Here is a 14,115-nt window from a genome sequence, read left to right on the forward strand (position 1 = left end):
GCGCAGCCGGAAGACCTGCACGCAGGGCTTTAGGCTGGACTGTCATGGAGTAGGCAGCGCGTAGGCTTGGGGGAGCAAGGCTGCAGAGCGCGGCGCGTAGGGAAGGTCTGCCATGGTGGGCAACGGAAGCACGCAAACATCGTTGCGGTGGCGGAAATCGCTGGCGACATAACCGAGCACTGCGCCGGTTACGGCATACAGGACGAGAGCCAGACAAATTTCGAGGCGGGTCACAGGCCGTACTCCGCACGAAGCTTTATCACCCTGTCGCGGGCCACGCCCAGATCGTTAACGAACTCCGAGCCAAAAGCCTTACCCAGACTCAGGCACAGCGCACGGGCTAAATGCCACTCTGCCTCACGCATCGACGCTCTCAACGCCGCCATATCAGCCTCATGACTCTCAAAAAGGGTGGAGACCCCCGGGCTAGCAACCGATGGCTGAGCCACCAGCGGATCAGCTGCCCTGATGCCCGGGGAGACCCCGTAATCGGCGCTCATACTGTCACCCCTTTATCAGGAGAAAACATGGACGTCACATCAACGAAATTTCTGGCTGCTATCGAAGCCGACATACTGCGAGCCCAAATTTTTGAACTGGGAGTCCTGCTAATTGCGCTGATCCTGTCGGCATGGATCACGTACATCGTGATCAAAGCAGCCATACGCGACGGCATCAACGAATCGGGACTCGTCCGCAACAGCTGGGAACGAACGGTAGAAAGACATGAAACACGCAAATCTGACTTGCCAGAGATGCGCGCTGATTGAAAAGGAGGTTTCACAGGTGGCTCCATGAAGGTTGATAATTACCAAAGAAAGTAAGTTACTTTCAATTGTAATATTCTAACTATTTCATGTAACTTCACAAGTAGAAAGTGTGCGAAATGTCACTAAACGACCTAATTAGAAAAGCGGCATTCAATGCCGGTAGCCAAAAAGCGCTAGCAGAACGGCTCGGCGTACATCCCCAACACATAAGCGGGTTTAAAAAAGACCGGCCATGCGGGTTCCGCATCCACGCACACATTGCAGCCATAGCTGGCGAAGACCCCCTACCGATCCTGATCCAAGGCTTTGCCGATGAACTAGATGGATCAATTCCCCACGAGGCAGCAGCCAAGGCTGGCCTACAAGCTATGCTCGCGGCCTTCCCTCAAACCTGATTGAGGTAATCCTCGCGCAGGGAAGCATGTTCTTCAACCGGAGCCCGACCACGGGCGCGCATCCGGTACGGTTCAAGCCCACCTGCCAGCACATTGCATGGAGCAACACGCATGGCAACACACACATCGATTTCACACAACGAGGCATTGGCGCCAATTCCCGACGCCAGCCGGGTCTTTGGCTGGTCGGCGCATGCCGCGCTCTGGTTCAGCCTGGGCGTGGGCCTGCTGGTGATGCAGATCGGCGCCTACCTGGTGCCGGCGGTCGGCACCCAGGACGCGCTGATCGCCATCGTGCTGGGTTCGGTCATTGGAGCCGGCCTGCTGGCCTGGGTGGCGCGGATTGCCTGCGACAGTGGCCTGTCCAGCGCCGGCCTGATGCATGCAACCTACGGCAGCGGCTTTGCCCGGCTGCCGGTGCTGCTGAACATCGTGCAACTGGTCGGCTGGACCACCTTCGAACTGGTGGTGATGCGCGACGGCACGGCGGCGATTGCCAAAACCCACTTCGGCGTCGACCTGGCCAGCCCCAGCGGCGTGCTGCTGACCACCCTGCTCTGGGGCGGCGTGCTGACGGCGCTGATGGCCGGCTCGATGCTGACCCTGGTGCGCAAGTTCATCAGCCGCTACGGCCTGCCGCTGGTGGTGCTGTCACTGGTCTGGCTAAGCTGGCAGTTTGCCCAGAAGCTGCTGGCCGCCGACGCGCCGGCCTTCTGGAACCGGCCGGGCGACGGCAGCATGGGCCTGCTGTCGGCCGTGGACCTGGTGATCGCCATGCCGGTGTCGTGGCTGCCACTGGTGGCCGACTACGCGCGCCACGGCCGCAGCGGCCGCAGCGCCATGGGCGGCACCTGGCTGGGCTATGCGCTGGCGAATATCTGGTGCTACGCGCTGGGCGTGATGGTGGCCAGCGTGGCCGCGCCGGGCACCGACCTCGTGACGGCATTGCTGCTGGCCCAGGGCGGCCTGCTGGCGCTGGGTCTGATCCTGGTGGACGAGATCGACAACGCCTATGGCGACGTGTATTCGGGCTCGGTGTCGGCGCACAGCCTGGCGCCCTGGTGGAGCATCCGCCGCTGGGGCCTGCTGCTGGCCGTGGCCTGTACGGCGCTGGCGCTGGTGCTGCCCATCCACAGCCTGGAGCCGTTTTTGCTGATGCTGAGCTCGGTGTTCGTGCCGCTGTACGGCGTGATCCTGGGGCGTCTGGCCCAAGGCACGGTCAGCGGATCGCAGCGCCTGGTCGAGCCCGGCGCCGCCGCTTTGTGGCTGGCCGGCGTGGCGGTGTACCACCTGCTGGGCCAGTACGCGCCGCAGTTCGGTGCCGCCCTGCCCACCCTGGCGCTGACCTTCATCGCCGCCTGGTTGGGCCGCCCGTTGCGCACCATCTACGCACTACAAAAATAAGAGCTGCTGACGCAGATTCCATAAGCGCCAGCGCACTGTTTCTTATAAATTCACCAGCTGCATGGGCAGGGGTGCAAAGCCGTGGTTCAACGGCCCCTGGCCCTGGCCGGTGCGCACGCCGGCGCCGGCGCTGATCGCGCCCAGGATGTAGCTCCGCGCCAACTCCACAGCGGCCGGCAGGGCCTGGCCTTGCGCCAGATACACGGCGATGGCCGACGACAAGGTGCAGCCCGTGCCATGCCCGTTGGGGGTGGCGATGCGCGGCGACTGCCAGCTCTGCCGGCTGCCATCGGCCTGGCCTAGCAAATCCACCACATCGGCGCCCGGTAGATGCCCGCCCTTGACCAATACCGCCGGAGCGCCCAGCGCCAGCAGGCTGGCCACCGCCGGCTCCAGCGCCGCCACTTCGTCCACACTGCGTCCCAGCAGCAAGCTGGCTTCGTCCAGATTCGGCGTGACCACCGTGGCGCGGGGGAACAGCTGCTGCACCAGCACCTGCACGGTTTCCTGGGCCATCAGCCGGTCGCCGCTGGTGGCCACCATTACCGGGTCGAGCACCACCTTCTTGAGCTGGTAGTGGTCTATGGCCCAGGCCACCACGTCGACCATTTCGGGCGAATGCAGCATGCCGATCTTCACCGCGTCGGCACCGATGTCGTCCAGCACCGCCTCCAGCTGCGACTTCAAGAACGCCGGCGGCACCGGGTGGATGGCACGCACGCCGCGGGTGTTTTGGGCGGTCAGCGCGGCCAGCGCCGTCATGCCGTAGCAGCCGAGCGCGCCAAAGGTCTTGAGGTCGGCCTGGATGCCCGCGCCGCCGCCGCTGTCGGACCCGGCAATCGACAACAGGCGCAGGTAGCGGGAGGAAGGTGCAGAAATAGTCATGCCGAAATTATCGGCGCATGGATGTGATGTAATTCGACCCACGGATGAAACAGGGGTGTCTGGTCGATGCGACCGGACTGAGAAAAACCCTCATACCCGATCCAGGTAATACTGGCGTGGGGAGTTTCCAATCAACGACCTCGCCTCGTTTCGTCCTGTTTTTCACATGGATGCGAACTTGGCAAAACCCCTCTCCACCACCATCCTCGGCGCAGGCCTGATGGGCCGCTTGCTGGCCCTGGCCTTGGCGCGGGCCGGCCATGCGGTGCAGGTCTTCGAGGCCGGTGGGCCGGATGCCGAAGGGGCAGCAGCCCGCGTGGCGGCCGCCATGCTGGCGCCGCTGGCCGAATCCGCCATCACCGAGCCGCAAGTGGTACAGATGGGCCAGTACAGCCTGCAGCGCTGGCCGCAGCTGATCGCGCAGCTGGATGCGCCGGTGTTCTTCCAGCAACACGGCACTTTGATTCTGTGGCACCGGCAGGACGCCGCCGAAGCCACGCGCTTTGGCCACCAGCTAACTGCCACACGCCAGCAGCTGCCCAGCCTGCCGGCCCCGCAGCCGCTGGACGCTGCCGGCATCGCCGCATTGGAGCCTGCCATCGCCAACCGGTTTGCCCAGGGCCTGTACCTGCCCGGTGAAGGCCAGCTGGACAATCGCCAACTGCTGGCCGCCCTGCTGCTGCGATTGCAAAAACACCAGGTCGGTCTGCACTGGCACAGCCCGCGGCAGCCAGAAGATTGCCGGGCGGACTGGGTGATCGACTGCCGCGGCCTGGGTGCGCAAGCCCAATGGCCGGGCCTGCGCGCGGTGCGCGGCGAGGTGCTGCGCCTGCACGCCCCGGATGTGGAGCTGCACCGCCCGGTGCGGCTGGTGCACCCGCGCTATCCGCTGTACATCGCGCCCAAACCCGGCAACGTGTTCGTGGTGGGCGCTACCGAGATCGAGTCCGACGATATGTCGCCCATGAGCGTGCGCTCCAGCCTGGAGCTGCTAAGCGCTGCCTACAGCGTGCACCCAGGGTTTGGCGAGGCGCGGATTCTCGAATCCGCCACCCAATGCCGCCCCACTTTGCCGAACAACCTGCCGGCCATCCGCCGCATCAGCCCCCGCGTGCTGCAGATCAACGGCCTGTACCGGCACGGCTTCTTGATCGCCCCGGCGATGCTGGATGCGGTGCTGGAACTCATAGAAAAAGAGCACTCAGCGCTGGCCACGCAATGGGAGCTTGCTATAGAAACTGTATGAACGTCCTGATCAACAACCTCCCCCAGACCTTGCCCGCCGACGCCACGCTGGCCGATGCGGTGGCGCTGCTGCAGGCCCAGCCGCCGTTTGCCGCGGCCGTCAACAAAGCCTTTGTGCCGCGTGCGCAGTACCCGCACACGCTGCTGCACGAAGCCGATAACGTCGAAATCATCCACCCCGTCACCGGCGGCTGAACCATGTCCCAAGACCCTTTGATCCTTTACGGCGAAAGCTTCGCCAGCCGGCTGCTGCTGGGCACCTCGCGCTACCCCTCGCCCAGCACCATGGCCAGCGCCATCGCACGCGCCCAGCCGGCCATGCTGACGGCCTCGCTGCGCCGGCAGAACCTGGGGGCAGCGCCCGCCGGCCCGAATGCCTTCTGGGACCTGCTGCGCCAGACCGGCGTGCCGGTGCTGCCCAATACCGCCGGCTGCCATGGCCTGCAGGAAGCCATCACCACCGCCCAGATGGCGCGCGAAGTGTTCGACACGCCGTGGATCAAGCTGGAGCTGATCGGCGACGACTACACCCTGCAGCCCGACACCCTGAACCTGGTGGAAGCCGCCAGCCGGCTCATCAAGGACGGCTTCAAGGTGCTGCCCTACTGCACCGAAGACCTAGTGCTGTGCCAGCGCTTGGTCGACGTGGGCTGTCAGGCCGTGATGCCCTGGGCCGCGCCCATAGGCACCGGCAAGGGCCCGATCAACCCCTACGCCATGCAGGTGCTGCGCGAACGCATGAGCGTGCCGCTGCTGGTCGATGCCGGCCTGGGCCGCCCCTCGCACGCCTGCCAGGTGATGGAATGGGGCTACGACGCGGTACTGTTGAACACCGCCGTGGCGCTGGCGCAGGACCCGGTGGTGATGGCCGGCGCGTTTGCCGATGCCGTCCAGGCCGGGCGCAGCGCCTTTCTGGCCGGGGCCATGCTGGAGCAGCAGGCAGCCCAGCCCAGCACCCCGGTGCTCGGCACGCCGTTCTGGCACCACGCACAGGAATGAACGCCATGCCCCAAGACATCCTGACCCGCTACGCCGACATGGCGCTGCCGCCCACCGACTACGCCCTCCAGTTCAGCGCCTGCCTGCAGCTGGGCTTTATTGCCACCGACGCCGCCACCATTGCACAAGCCTGGCAAGCCCAGGCCGCGCGCAGCGGCAATAGCAGCGACTGGCCGGACTCTCCCGAAGACTTCGGCCTGGCCCCCTGGCCGCGGGCCAAGGCCTTCCCCGCCTGCCCCCGGCAGCTGGGCTTGTATGCGGTGCTGCCCGACGCCGCCTGGGTCGGCCGCATGGCGCGCGCCGGCGTGCCCACGGTGCAGCTGCGCTTCAAATCCGCCGATGCGGCCGCGGTTGAGCGCGAGGTGCGCGCCGCCGTCGCCGCGGTGCAAGGCACGCCCGCCCTGCTGTTCATCAACGACCACTGGCAGGCCGCCATCGACGCCGGCGCCTATGGCGTACACCTGGGCCAGGAAGACCTGGACCTGCTGAGCACCAACGACCTGGATGCCATCCGCACCGCCGGCCTGCGCCTGGGCGTCAGCACCCACGGCTACGCCGAAATGCTGCGCGCCGACAAGGTCAGCCCCAGCTATATCGCTCTGGGCGCGGTGTTCCCCACCACCTTGAAGAAAATGGCCACCGCCCCGCAGGGCACGGCCCGGCTGGCCGCCTATGCGCGGCTGCTGCGCGACTACCCGCTGGTGGCCATAGGCGGCATCGACACCGAACGGCTGCCGGCGGTGCTGGCCAGCGGCGTGGGCTCAGTGGCGGTGGTGCGTGCACTGACCGCGGCGCCCGACCCCGAGCGCGCCGCGGCGGAACTGCGCGGTACCATCCACGGCCACCTGGGATTGGAATGAACTTTTTAGCGCTAACGCAGAAACCTCGAAAACCCACGCTATAATCTGAGGCTGCAATATTCCTCAATAGCTCAGTTGGTAGAGCGCCGGACTGTTAATCCGTAGGTCCCTGGTTCGAGCCCAGGTTGAGGAGCCAAAATTAGCAAAAGGGCTTACGCCAATCCGTAGGCCCTTTTTATTTCAGCCCATTCAACCATGGATGGCTGATGTTTACCGATATTCCTCAATAGCTCAGTTGGTAGAGCGCCGGACTGTTAATCCGTAGGTCCCTGGTTCGAGCCCAGGTTGAGGAGCCAGAACTTAAAAGGCCCCGCAGCTTCACCAAGCTGCGGGGCCTTTTTATTTGCGTCTGCCCTTCTACCCTCTGCGGCGGTAGCTTGCCAGCGCGGTGGCCAGCGCAACGGCGACCAGCATGGCCGCGACGGTGAATGTGGTCCGTAAGCCGGTGGCCAGCGCCTCGGGGCGCGCGGTAGCGATGTCGGTGCTTGCCGCTGCGAGCGCAAACACGGCGCCCATCGCCGACGCGCCGGTGACAAGGCCCAGATTGCGCGCCAGGCTGAGCAGGCCAGAGACCACGCCCCGTTGGTTCGGCAGCACATCGACCATCACGGCAGTGTTGTTGGCGGCCTGGAACAGCTGATAACCCGGGGTCAGCACGGCGATGGCGGCGATATAGCCCGCCATCCCCCACACCGCCGGCAACACAGACAACGTCACCGCCCCCAGCACCATGGCGACCAGCCCAGCAACCACCATGCGTGGCGCCCCCCAGCGGTCGACCAACCGACCGGCCAGCACACCGCAGAACACGGAAATCAACGGGCCGATAGCCATCACGGCGCCCACCGTTGCCGCATCCAGCCCCAGCCCACGCGCCAGGTAGAACGGCCCGACCACCAGCGTCGCCATCATCACCGTAGCGACCAGCACATTCATGGCCAGGCTGGCGCTCAGCACCGGGTTGCGAAAAGCGGCCAACCGGACCAAGGGTGAGGCCACCTTGGCCTGGCTGAACACGAAGAGGCCGGCGCCACACACCGCTACCAGCACCAGAACCATGTTGAGCCGACCGAAGCTGCCCCGCCCCATGGTCATGGCCAGCGCATAGGCTGCGAGAGTCAACGCCAGCAGCAGCGTGCCGACATGGTCGAAGCCAGGCCTATCAGACTTGGCACCCCGGTGGTCCGCGGGCAGGTGGCGGTGCGCAAGAAAGAAAGCCAGCAGGCCCAGCGGCACGTTGACCAGGAAGATCGCCTGCCAGCCAAGCCTGGCGATCAGCACACCGCCCAGCGAGGGGCCGAGCGCCGTGCCCACGGCCGACATGGTGCCGAGCAAGCCCATGGCGCTGCCGGTCTTTTCTTTGGGCACCGTCTCGCCGACAAAAGCCATGGTCAGGGCCATCATGGTGGCCGCGCCCAGGCCCTGGACTGCGCGGGCCGCGACCAGCAGCCAGAGCGTAGGCGCGATGCCGCACAGCACCGAGGCCGCGGTGAACAGCAGGATACCGCCCAGCAGCAGTCGGCGGCGACCGGTGATGTCACCAAGCCGACCCACACTGACGATCAAGCTGGTGATGGCCAGCAGATAGGCCAGCACTACCCACTGGACTTGCTGGAAGGAAGCGTTGAAGGCCTGCGCCAAGCTGGGCAAACCGACATTGGCAATGCTGGTGCCCAGCGCCGACAGCAACATGGACAGCGACAGGCTCGCCAGTACCCACCGCACAGAGGGCGATAGCGGCGCGGCTCCTGCGCTTCCTGCGACTACCACTGCTTGTTTTGTAATACTTGTTTTCAACCTGAACTCCTGGTCTACCCACTCCCGAAATGGAGTTGCCTGCAGCGTAGTTCTTTCCTTGGCATGGCGGAAGGCGCAGCATTTGCACTTTATTCATGCATCAGACGCCATGCCAGCAGCCAACTGCGCTATGGTCTGCGCATGGCTATTCCCGACCTCAACCTGCTCGTCACCCTGGATGTGCTGCTCGCCGAAGGCAGCGTGGCGCGCGCGGCCCAGCGCCTGCGGCTCAGCCCGTCGGCCATGAGCCGGGCGCTGGCGCGCTTGCGGGAGACAACGGGCGACCCCCTGCTGGTCCGGGCCGGGCGCGGCCTGGTTGCCACGCCCCGGGCGCTGGAACTGCGCGAGCGGGTCCGCCAGCTGGTGCAGGACGGCGAAGCGGTGCTGCGCCCTGCCGAGAAGATCGACCTGCAGCAACTGGCACGCACTTTCACGCTGCGCACCAGCGAAGGCTTTGTGGAGAACTTCGGCCCCAACCTGATTGCGCGCGTCGCCGCAGAGGCCCCCGGCGTGCGGCTGCGCTTTGTGCAAAAGCCCAACAAGGACAGCGCACCGCTGCGCGACGGGACGATTGATCTGGAAACCGGCGTGGTCGGCAGCAGCATGGGGCCGGAGGTGCACGCGCAGGCCTTGTTCCGCGACCGCTTCATGGGCGTGGTGCGCGCGGGCCACCCGCTGGCCCTGGGCGAGATCACGCCCGCCCGCTACGCCGCGGCCAGGCACATCTATGCCTCACGGCGGGGCCTGGACAAGGGCCCGATTGACGAAGCATTGAACGCGCTGGGGCTGGAGCGACAGATCGCCACCATCGTCGACGGCTTTTCGACCGCCGTGGCGCTGGCCCGGGCCAGTGACCTGGTGGCCAGCGTGCCCGAGCGACATACCGGCATCCTGCGCGCCGGCATGCACAGCTTTGCGCTGCCGGTGGCCACACCCGAGTTCACCGTGTCCTTGCTCTGGCACCCGCGGCTGCAGGCCGACCCTGCGCACCGCTGGCTGCGCGGCTGTGTACGCGAGGTCTGCGCGACGGGCAGCTAAGTACCTGCCTGGCTTGCTGGTATCTTTGCGTACATGCCCATCCATTCCTACCAACCCCGCAACGGCCACGGTCTGCCACACGACCCTTTCAACGCCATCGTCGGGCCGCGGCCCATAGGCTGGATCGCGTCGCGCAGCGCAGCCGGGGCGCTGAACCTGGCGCCTTACAGCTTCTTCAACGCCTTCAACTACACGCCGCCCATCATCGGCTTTGCCAGCGTGGGCTACAAAGATTCGCTGCGCAATATCGAACAAACCGGCGAGTTTGTGTGGAACCTGGCCACCCGCAGCCTGGCCGAGGCCATGAATCAGACCTGCGCAGCCGTGCCGCCCGAAGTGAGCGAATTCGAACTGGCCGGGCTCACACCGGCCGATTCACAACTGGTCGCCGTGCCACGGGTAAAGGAAAGCCCGGTGGCGTTTGAATGCCGCAGCACGCAGATCCTGCAGCTGCAAGGCGCGAATGGCGACAAGGTGCCGACCTGGCTGGTGCTGGGCGAGGTGGTTGCCGTGCATATCGACACCGCGCTGCTGCGCAATGGCGTCTACGACACGGCGGCGGCCGGGCCGATCCTGCGCGGTGGCGGGCCGGCCGATTACTTCAGCATCGGCCCCGAGCAACTGTTCCAGATGCGCCGGCCGGTTTAAGGCTAAATCGGCCTCTGGCGCATATATATCCTGCGCAAATAGCTACAAAATATATAGCGCTAGCCCGCCGGCACTAGTGGGGCGATCTGGCGATATATCTCCTGGGCCACGCGCGTCAGCGTCGCTTTGTCTACGCTGCCCGAGAGCGCATAGCCAAAGCTGTGGTCCACCCAGTAGAAGACGTTGACCTTGCCGTCCTGGCCGAAGTGGAAGGCGGTTTCGGCTTGCGGGCTCAGCTTGGGTGCCTCGTGTGTCACGTACAAGGTGAGCCGCTGGCCGCTGGCGTCCTGGTACATGAACTGCGCGACCGGTGCGCTGTCGCCGGGCAGCAAGCGACCACCCATCAGCGCATAGCCCATGGGCTGCAGGCTGGGCACCTTGAGCGCAGCCCCCAGGCGCTTGGACAGCCAGGCCACCAGGTGTTGCTCCTGGTCGGCATTCACTTCCACCGGGTGCCGGACCTCGGGGCTGTACACCACATGGGCCACGGCGGCGCGCTGGGCAAAACCGGCCAGCGTGCCCTGCGCAGGCGGCGCCAGAGCCAGGCGCAAGGCCTCGCCATCCACGCTGCCGCGCACAAACCAGGCGGAGGCCGCACTCACCAGCGCAATCGCAATGCCCGCCGCCAGGCGCTGCGCATACCAGGGCTGGCGCGGCAATGCGGCTTGCACCAGGCGCGGCGGCAAGGTCTCCAGCAGCACCGGGGCGTACAGGGCGCGCAGGCCCCGGGTCTGGGCGCGGTATACAGCCAGGCGCTGGGCTTCGTCGGGCCGCTGCGCCAGATAGGCCTCCATCTCGGCCTGGCGTTCGGGTTCCAGCTGGCCGTCGATATAGGCGTGCAGATCGGCTTCGCTAATGGCAGATGGGGTGGATGGGGCGTGGCTCATTTGACAACTTTCAGGTGCACCGGCTCGGCGCGGCCTTCCATGAGTGCGCGCAGGCGCTCGCGGCCGCGCGACAGGCGCGACATCACCGTGCCCATGGGGATGCCCAGGGTGGCGGCGATGTCGGCATAGGCCATGTCCTCCAGCGCGACCAGCAGCAAAATTTCCTTTTGCTCGGCCGGCAACAAGGCGATGGCAGCCTGCAAATCCAGCACCGCCAGGCGGTCGCCGTGGGTGGGTGCCACCGGCACCTCGGCCGTGCCATCGTCCATGGCCACCGTGGCCAGCCGCGGGCGCCGCACCCCGTCGGCATGCAGGTTGTGCATGATGCCGAACAGCCAGGACCGCATATCCGCCACGCCGCGCCACAGGCTGGATTTGGCCCAGGCGCGCTCCAGCGTGTCCTGCACCAGGTCGTCGGCATCTTCGCGGTTGCGCACCAGCGCCCGCGCGTAGCGGCGCAGGCGCGGCACGGCGCTGAGCAGCTGCAGGTCGTCGTGGTGCATGGAGCTAGGAAGGCCGCAGCTCTTATTCCTTGATCACGTGCCAAACGTCCTTGAAGTTGTCGCCAGTGCGGTCGCTGGCGGTTTTATCCGACTGGAAGAAGTACAGGGGCTTGCCCTTGTACGCCCATTGCCTGCCGCCGTCGTCGCGGGTGACGATGGTGTAGCCGCCCATGGGCTGGTCGCTGGCGGTAGCCATCAACGGCGGCCAGGCGGTGGCGCAGGGACCGTTGCAAGTGCTTTTGCCGCTATTGGCCACGTCCTTATCGAAGGTATAGAGCGTCATGCTGTTGGCCGCGACCAGCACGCCGCCGGCCATCTTGGCCGGCGCATCGGCGGCACTGGCCGCCAAGGACGCAAAGCCCAGCACGAGGGCGATGGCCGAGCGGGCAGCAAAGGATTTTTTGAACATGGTGCAGATTCCTTGGAGTGAATGGGACAAGGTAGAGCTTGGACAGCCTACATCCGGGTAGACGCAAAGCGCCAGCGGTTTATTCCAGCCACCACAAAAAATAGTTCAACCCAACACTGCCGGCACCACCCGGTTGATCAGCGCGCCGCCCAGCAGCAACCAGGCAAACAGGCCACCGGCCAGCAGCAAGGGCTTGATACCTGCCCGGCGAATCGCCGCCAGCGGGGTGGCCAGGCCCAGTGCGGCCATGGCCATGGCCAGCAGCACGTTGTCGACCGCATTGGCCACCGCCAGCACCGGGGCCGGCAACAACTGCAATGAGTTGAACAACACGACCCCGATGAAGCCAAACGCAAACCATGGCACGGCCAGGGTGCCCTGCGATTCCGCCTTTGGCGCACGGCGGGCCAGCCAGGCGGACAAGGCCAGCAACACCGGCGCCAGCATCATCACCCGCACCATCTTGGCAATCACCGCAGCGTCTGCGGCTTCCGCGCCGATAGAGCGGCCGGCGGCCACTACCTGGGCCACTTCGTGGATGGTCGAGCCCGCATAGACGCCAAAGCCGTGGGCACCGCCTGGGACCAGCGGCCAGTGCAAGTTCAGCTGGAACAGCAGCGGGTAGACAAAAATCGCCAAGGTGCCGAACACCACCACCGTAGCCACCGCCACCGTGACCTGCTCGGCACGGGCCCGCAGCACCGGCTCGGCCGCCATCACGGCAGCGGCGCCGCAGATCGAGCTGCCGATGCCGATCAGCATGGCGGTGTTGCGGTCAAGCCCCAGCCAGCGGATGCCAGCGTAGCAGGCCAGCGCAAAGGTCGAGCCCAGCACCAGCGCATCGACCAGCACCCCGGCCAGGCCGACGCTGGCGATGTCCTGGGTGGTCAAACGCAGGCCGTACAGCACCACGCCCAGACGCAATAGGTTTTGCTTGGCATATTGCACGCCCGGGCAGCTGGCCGCCGCCACGCGCGGCTGCAGCGGATACAGCGTATTGCCCACCAACATGCCCAGCACGATGGCCAGGGTCAACGAGCTCAAGCCATGGGCCTGCAGCCCGTCCAGACGGCCAAGCGCCATGGCGCAGGCGGCCAGCAGCGCACTCAGCGCCAGCCCAGGACCGTAACGCCCTAGCGGCTCCCAGCGGCTGGGCCATACGGTGTGCAAAGGGGCAGAAAGAGCGGTAGCCATGGCAGATTTCGGTTCCATTCAAACAATGGACCGGACTTTAGGGCGCAGAAATCAAGCCGTCCAACAGCTTGTTTCTGTAATATCTATTTATTCAATCGATAACAGTGAAAGATGAAACCATGGATGTGCTGCGCCTGAGCCTGCGCCAATTGCAGATTTTTGTCGCTGTCGCCCAGAGCGGCAGTACCACGGCAGCCAGTGCAGCTATTGCGCTGTCGCAGTCGGCCACCAGCTCGGCCATCAACGAACTGGAGCGCCTGCTGTCGCTACAGCTGTTTGACCGCGCGGGCAAGCGCCTGCTGCTGAACGACAACGGTCGTGCCCTGCTGCCGCGCGCGCTGGCCATGCTGGATGGCGCGGCCGGCATCGAGCAGATGGCGCGCGACGGCAGCGGCCAGGCGCAGTCGCTGCGCATAGGCGCCAGCACCACCATAGGCAACTATGTGCTGCCGCAATTGCTGGGCGGCTTTATGGCCTGGCGCCAGTCCGAGCAGGCGCCGGCCTGGCAGTCCAAAGTGAGGATAGGCAACACGGCGGCGATTGCCCGGGCGGTAGCCGATTTCGAGCTGGACATTGGCCTGATCGAAGGCGCTTGCCACGAGTCCACCCTGCAGGTCACGCCCTGGCTGCAAGACAGCCTGGTGCTGTTGGCATCGCCAGCGCACCCACTGGCACAGGCCCGGAATGTGCCGACTGCGGCGCTGCGAGAAGCCGTCTGGCTGCTGCGCGAAAGCGGCTCGGGCACCCGCGAAACCACCGACCAGGCATTGCTGCCCCACCTGCATTCGTACCGGCGCAGCATCGAACTGGGCAGCTCCGAGGCCATCAAGCACGCGGCCGCCCACGGCCTGGGCATTGCCTGCCTGTCGCGCTGGGTGGTGGCCGACCTGCTGGCGGCGGGCCGGCTGTGCTGCATATCCAGTGCGCTGCCCGCCATCCAGCGTGATTGCCACATCATCGTGCAGCGCGACAAGCAGATGACGCCGGCTTTGCTGGCGTTCATGGCCTGCGCCACCGCAGACCTGGCAGCCACAACAGCCCCTGGCGCTACTGCACTTTCGCCAAACCCCTAAAGTGCAGT

At 65.7% G+C, this 14,115-nt stretch carries 16 protein-coding genes, 2 tRNA genes and 1 riboswitch; of the genes, 11 read left to right on the top strand and 7 right to left on the bottom strand.

Going from position 1 to position 14,115, the window contains the following annotated elements; translation table 11 throughout:
* Nucleotides 1-230 precede the first annotated feature (230 nt).
* On the bottom strand, nucleotides 231-500 hold the full coding sequence (locus BLT66_RS02215; protein ID WP_092755270.1) for a hypothetical protein: 270 nt from the start codon (nucleotides 498-500) through the stop codon (nucleotides 231-233).
* Between the two features lie 27 nt (nucleotides 501-527).
* On the opposite strand from BLT66_RS02215, the gene BLT66_RS02220 reads away from it, so the two are divergent.
* Together BLT66_RS02220 and BLT66_RS02225 are read left to right on the top strand one after the other, a co-directional pair.
* Entirely contained in the window at nucleotides 528-770 is a 243-nt protein-coding gene (locus BLT66_RS02220) for a hypothetical protein (RefSeq protein ID WP_092755273.1), read from the top strand.
* Between the two features lie 506 nt (nucleotides 771-1,276).
* Entirely contained in the window at nucleotides 1,277-2,569 is a 1,293-nt protein-coding gene (locus BLT66_RS02225) for a purine-cytosine permease family protein (RefSeq protein WP_092755276.1), read from the top strand.
* Between the two features lie 42 nt (nucleotides 2,570-2,611).
* On the opposite strand, the gene thiD is transcribed toward BLT66_RS02225, so the two are convergent.
* Complete coding sequence (gene thiD, locus BLT66_RS02230; RefSeq protein WP_092755279.1) at nucleotides 2,612-3,454, bottom strand: bifunctional hydroxymethylpyrimidine kinase/phosphomethylpyrimidine kinase; 843 nt, start codon at nucleotides 3,452-3,454, stop codon at nucleotides 2,612-2,614.
* 41 nt (nucleotides 3,455-3,495) lie between these two features.
* A riboswitch (TPP riboswitch) is annotated at nucleotides 3,496-3,594 on the top strand.
* Between the two features lie 26 nt (nucleotides 3,595-3,620).
* Between thiD and BLT66_RS02235 the strand changes: the two genes are divergently transcribed.
* From BLT66_RS02235 to BLT66_RS02260, 6 genes are all read left to right on the top strand, one after another.
* The gene (locus BLT66_RS02235; protein WP_092755282.1) at nucleotides 3,621-4,700 is read left to right on the top strand and encodes an FAD-dependent oxidoreductase; all 1,080 of its coding nucleotides are present in this window, start codon (nucleotides 3,621-3,623) and stop codon (nucleotides 4,698-4,700) included.
* Nucleotides 4,697-4,894 carry a sulfur carrier protein ThiS gene (gene thiS / locus BLT66_RS02240; RefSeq protein WP_092755285.1) on the top strand — a complete coding sequence of 66 codons (198 nt, stop codon included), beginning with the start codon at nucleotides 4,697-4,699 and terminating at the stop codon, nucleotides 4,892-4,894. Before BLT66_RS02235 ends, thiS begins: the two co-directional genes overlap by 4 nt.
* Before the next feature lie 3 nt (nucleotides 4,895-4,897).
* On the top strand, nucleotides 4,898-5,698 hold the full coding sequence (locus tag BLT66_RS02245) for a thiazole synthase (RefSeq protein ID WP_092755288.1): 801 nt from the start codon (nucleotides 4,898-4,900) through the stop codon (nucleotides 5,696-5,698).
* 38 nt (nucleotides 5,699-5,736) lie between these two features.
* Nucleotides 5,737-6,558 carry a thiamine phosphate synthase gene (thiE, locus tag BLT66_RS02250; protein WP_255406804.1) on the top strand — a complete coding sequence of 274 codons (822 nt, stop codon included), beginning with the start codon at nucleotides 5,737-5,739 and terminating at the stop codon, nucleotides 6,556-6,558.
* Nucleotides 6,559-6,618: 60 nt separating this feature from the next.
* Nucleotides 6,619-6,694 (top strand) — tRNA-Asn (locus BLT66_RS02255).
* Nucleotides 6,695-6,778: 84 nt separating this feature from the next.
* A tRNA-Asn gene (locus BLT66_RS02260) sits at nucleotides 6,779-6,854 on the top strand.
* Between the two features lie 61 nt (nucleotides 6,855-6,915).
* Here BLT66_RS02260 and BLT66_RS02265 read toward each other — a convergent pair.
* Nucleotides 6,916-8,328, bottom strand: coding sequence for an MFS transporter (locus tag BLT66_RS02265; protein ID WP_176954947.1), 1,413 nt, complete (start codon nucleotides 8,326-8,328; stop codon nucleotides 6,916-6,918).
* A 168-nt stretch (nucleotides 8,329-8,496) separates the two neighbouring features.
* On the opposite strand from BLT66_RS02265, the gene BLT66_RS02270 reads away from it, so the two are divergent.
* Nucleotides 8,497-9,393 (top strand): LysR family transcriptional regulator, encoded by an 897-nt coding sequence (locus tag BLT66_RS02270; protein ID WP_092756975.1) that lies wholly within the window; start codon nucleotides 8,497-8,499, stop codon nucleotides 9,391-9,393.
* Nucleotides 9,394-9,426: 33 nt separating this feature from the next.
* A complete protein-coding gene (locus BLT66_RS02275) occupies nucleotides 9,427-10,041 on the top strand; it encodes a flavin reductase family protein (protein WP_092755297.1) in 615 nt (204 codons plus the stop codon).
* Nucleotides 10,042-10,100: 59 nt separating this feature from the next.
* Here BLT66_RS02275 and BLT66_RS02280 read toward each other — a convergent pair whose 3' ends face one another.
* The 4 genes from BLT66_RS02280 to BLT66_RS02295 all read right to left on the bottom strand — a co-directional run bounded on the left by BLT66_RS02280 (nucleotide 10,101) and on the right by BLT66_RS02295 (nucleotide 13,034).
* Nucleotides 10,101-10,928: an anti-sigma factor family protein gene (locus BLT66_RS02280; RefSeq protein ID WP_092755300.1), complete on the bottom strand. Its 828-nt coding sequence runs from the start codon at nucleotides 10,926-10,928 to the stop codon at nucleotides 10,101-10,103.
* On the bottom strand, nucleotides 10,925-11,431 hold the full coding sequence (locus tag BLT66_RS02285) for an RNA polymerase sigma factor (protein WP_092755303.1): 507 nt from the start codon (nucleotides 11,429-11,431) through the stop codon (nucleotides 10,925-10,927). Before BLT66_RS02285 ends, BLT66_RS02280 begins: the two co-directional genes overlap by 4 nt.
* A gap of 22 nt (nucleotides 11,432-11,453) precedes the next feature.
* Entirely contained in the window at nucleotides 11,454-11,840 is a 387-nt protein-coding gene (locus BLT66_RS02290; RefSeq protein WP_092755306.1) for a COG4315 family predicted lipoprotein, read from the bottom strand.
* Nucleotides 11,841-11,945: 105 nt separating this feature from the next.
* Complete coding sequence (locus BLT66_RS02295; protein WP_218922546.1) at nucleotides 11,946-13,034, bottom strand: YeiH family protein; 1,089 nt, start codon at nucleotides 13,032-13,034, stop codon at nucleotides 11,946-11,948.
* Between the two features lie 119 nt (nucleotides 13,035-13,153).
* On the opposite strand from BLT66_RS02295, the gene BLT66_RS02300 reads away from it, so the two are divergent.
* The gene (locus tag BLT66_RS02300) at nucleotides 13,154-14,107 is read left to right on the top strand and encodes a LysR family transcriptional regulator (protein ID WP_092755312.1); all 954 of its coding nucleotides are present in this window, start codon (nucleotides 13,154-13,156) and stop codon (nucleotides 14,105-14,107) included.
* The last annotated feature ends 8 nt before the right edge of the window (nucleotides 14,108-14,115 follow it).

Origin of the sequence: Rhodoferax sp. OV413 (genome assembly GCF_900104385.1) — a bacterium.
Classification (GTDB): Bacteria; Pseudomonadota; Gammaproteobacteria; order Burkholderiales; family Burkholderiaceae_C; genus Rhodoferax_B.

Excerpts from the sequence above, each read along its gene's own strand:
- BLT66_RS02215 (WP_092755270.1), bottom strand. The coding sequence starts at position 500 with ATGAGCGCCGATTACGGGGTCTCCCCGGGCATCAGGGCAGCTGATCCG.
- BLT66_RS02220 (WP_092755273.1), top strand. The coding sequence starts at position 528 with ATGGACGTCACATCAACGAAATTTCTGGCTGCTATCGAAGCCGACATA.
- BLT66_RS02225 (WP_092755276.1), top strand. The coding sequence starts at position 1,277 with ATGGCAACACACACATCGATTTCACACAACGAGGCATTGGCGCCAATT.
- thiD (WP_092755279.1), bottom strand. The coding sequence starts at position 3,454 with ATGACTATTTCTGCACCTTCCTCCCGCTACCTGCGCCTGTTGTCGATT.
- BLT66_RS02235 (WP_092755282.1), top strand. The coding sequence starts at position 3,621 with ATGGATGCGAACTTGGCAAAACCCCTCTCCACCACCATCCTCGGCGCA.
- thiS (WP_092755285.1), top strand. The coding sequence starts at position 4,697 with ATGAACGTCCTGATCAACAACCTCCCCCAGACCTTGCCCGCCGACGCC.
- BLT66_RS02245 (WP_092755288.1), top strand. The coding sequence starts at position 4,898 with ATGTCCCAAGACCCTTTGATCCTTTACGGCGAAAGCTTCGCCAGCCGG.
- thiE (WP_255406804.1), top strand. The coding sequence starts at position 5,737 with ATGGCGCTGCCGCCCACCGACTACGCCCTCCAGTTCAGCGCCTGCCTG.
- BLT66_RS02270 (WP_092756975.1), top strand. The coding sequence starts at position 8,497 with ATGGCTATTCCCGACCTCAACCTGCTCGTCACCCTGGATGTGCTGCTC.
- BLT66_RS02275 (WP_092755297.1), top strand. The coding sequence starts at position 9,427 with ATGCCCATCCATTCCTACCAACCCCGCAACGGCCACGGTCTGCCACAC.
- BLT66_RS02280 (WP_092755300.1), bottom strand. The coding sequence starts at position 10,928 with ATGAGCCACGCCCCATCCACCCCATCTGCCATTAGCGAAGCCGATCTG.
- BLT66_RS02285 (WP_092755303.1), bottom strand. The coding sequence starts at position 11,431 with ATGCACCACGACGACCTGCAGCTGCTCAGCGCCGTGCCGCGCCTGCGC.
- BLT66_RS02290 (WP_092755306.1), bottom strand. The coding sequence starts at position 11,840 with ATGTTCAAAAAATCCTTTGCTGCCCGCTCGGCCATCGCCCTCGTGCTG.
- BLT66_RS02295 (WP_218922546.1), bottom strand. The coding sequence starts at position 13,034 with ATGGCTACCGCTCTTTCTGCCCCTTTGCACACCGTATGGCCCAGCCGC.
- BLT66_RS02300 (WP_092755312.1), top strand. The coding sequence starts at position 13,154 with ATGGATGTGCTGCGCCTGAGCCTGCGCCAATTGCAGATTTTTGTCGCT.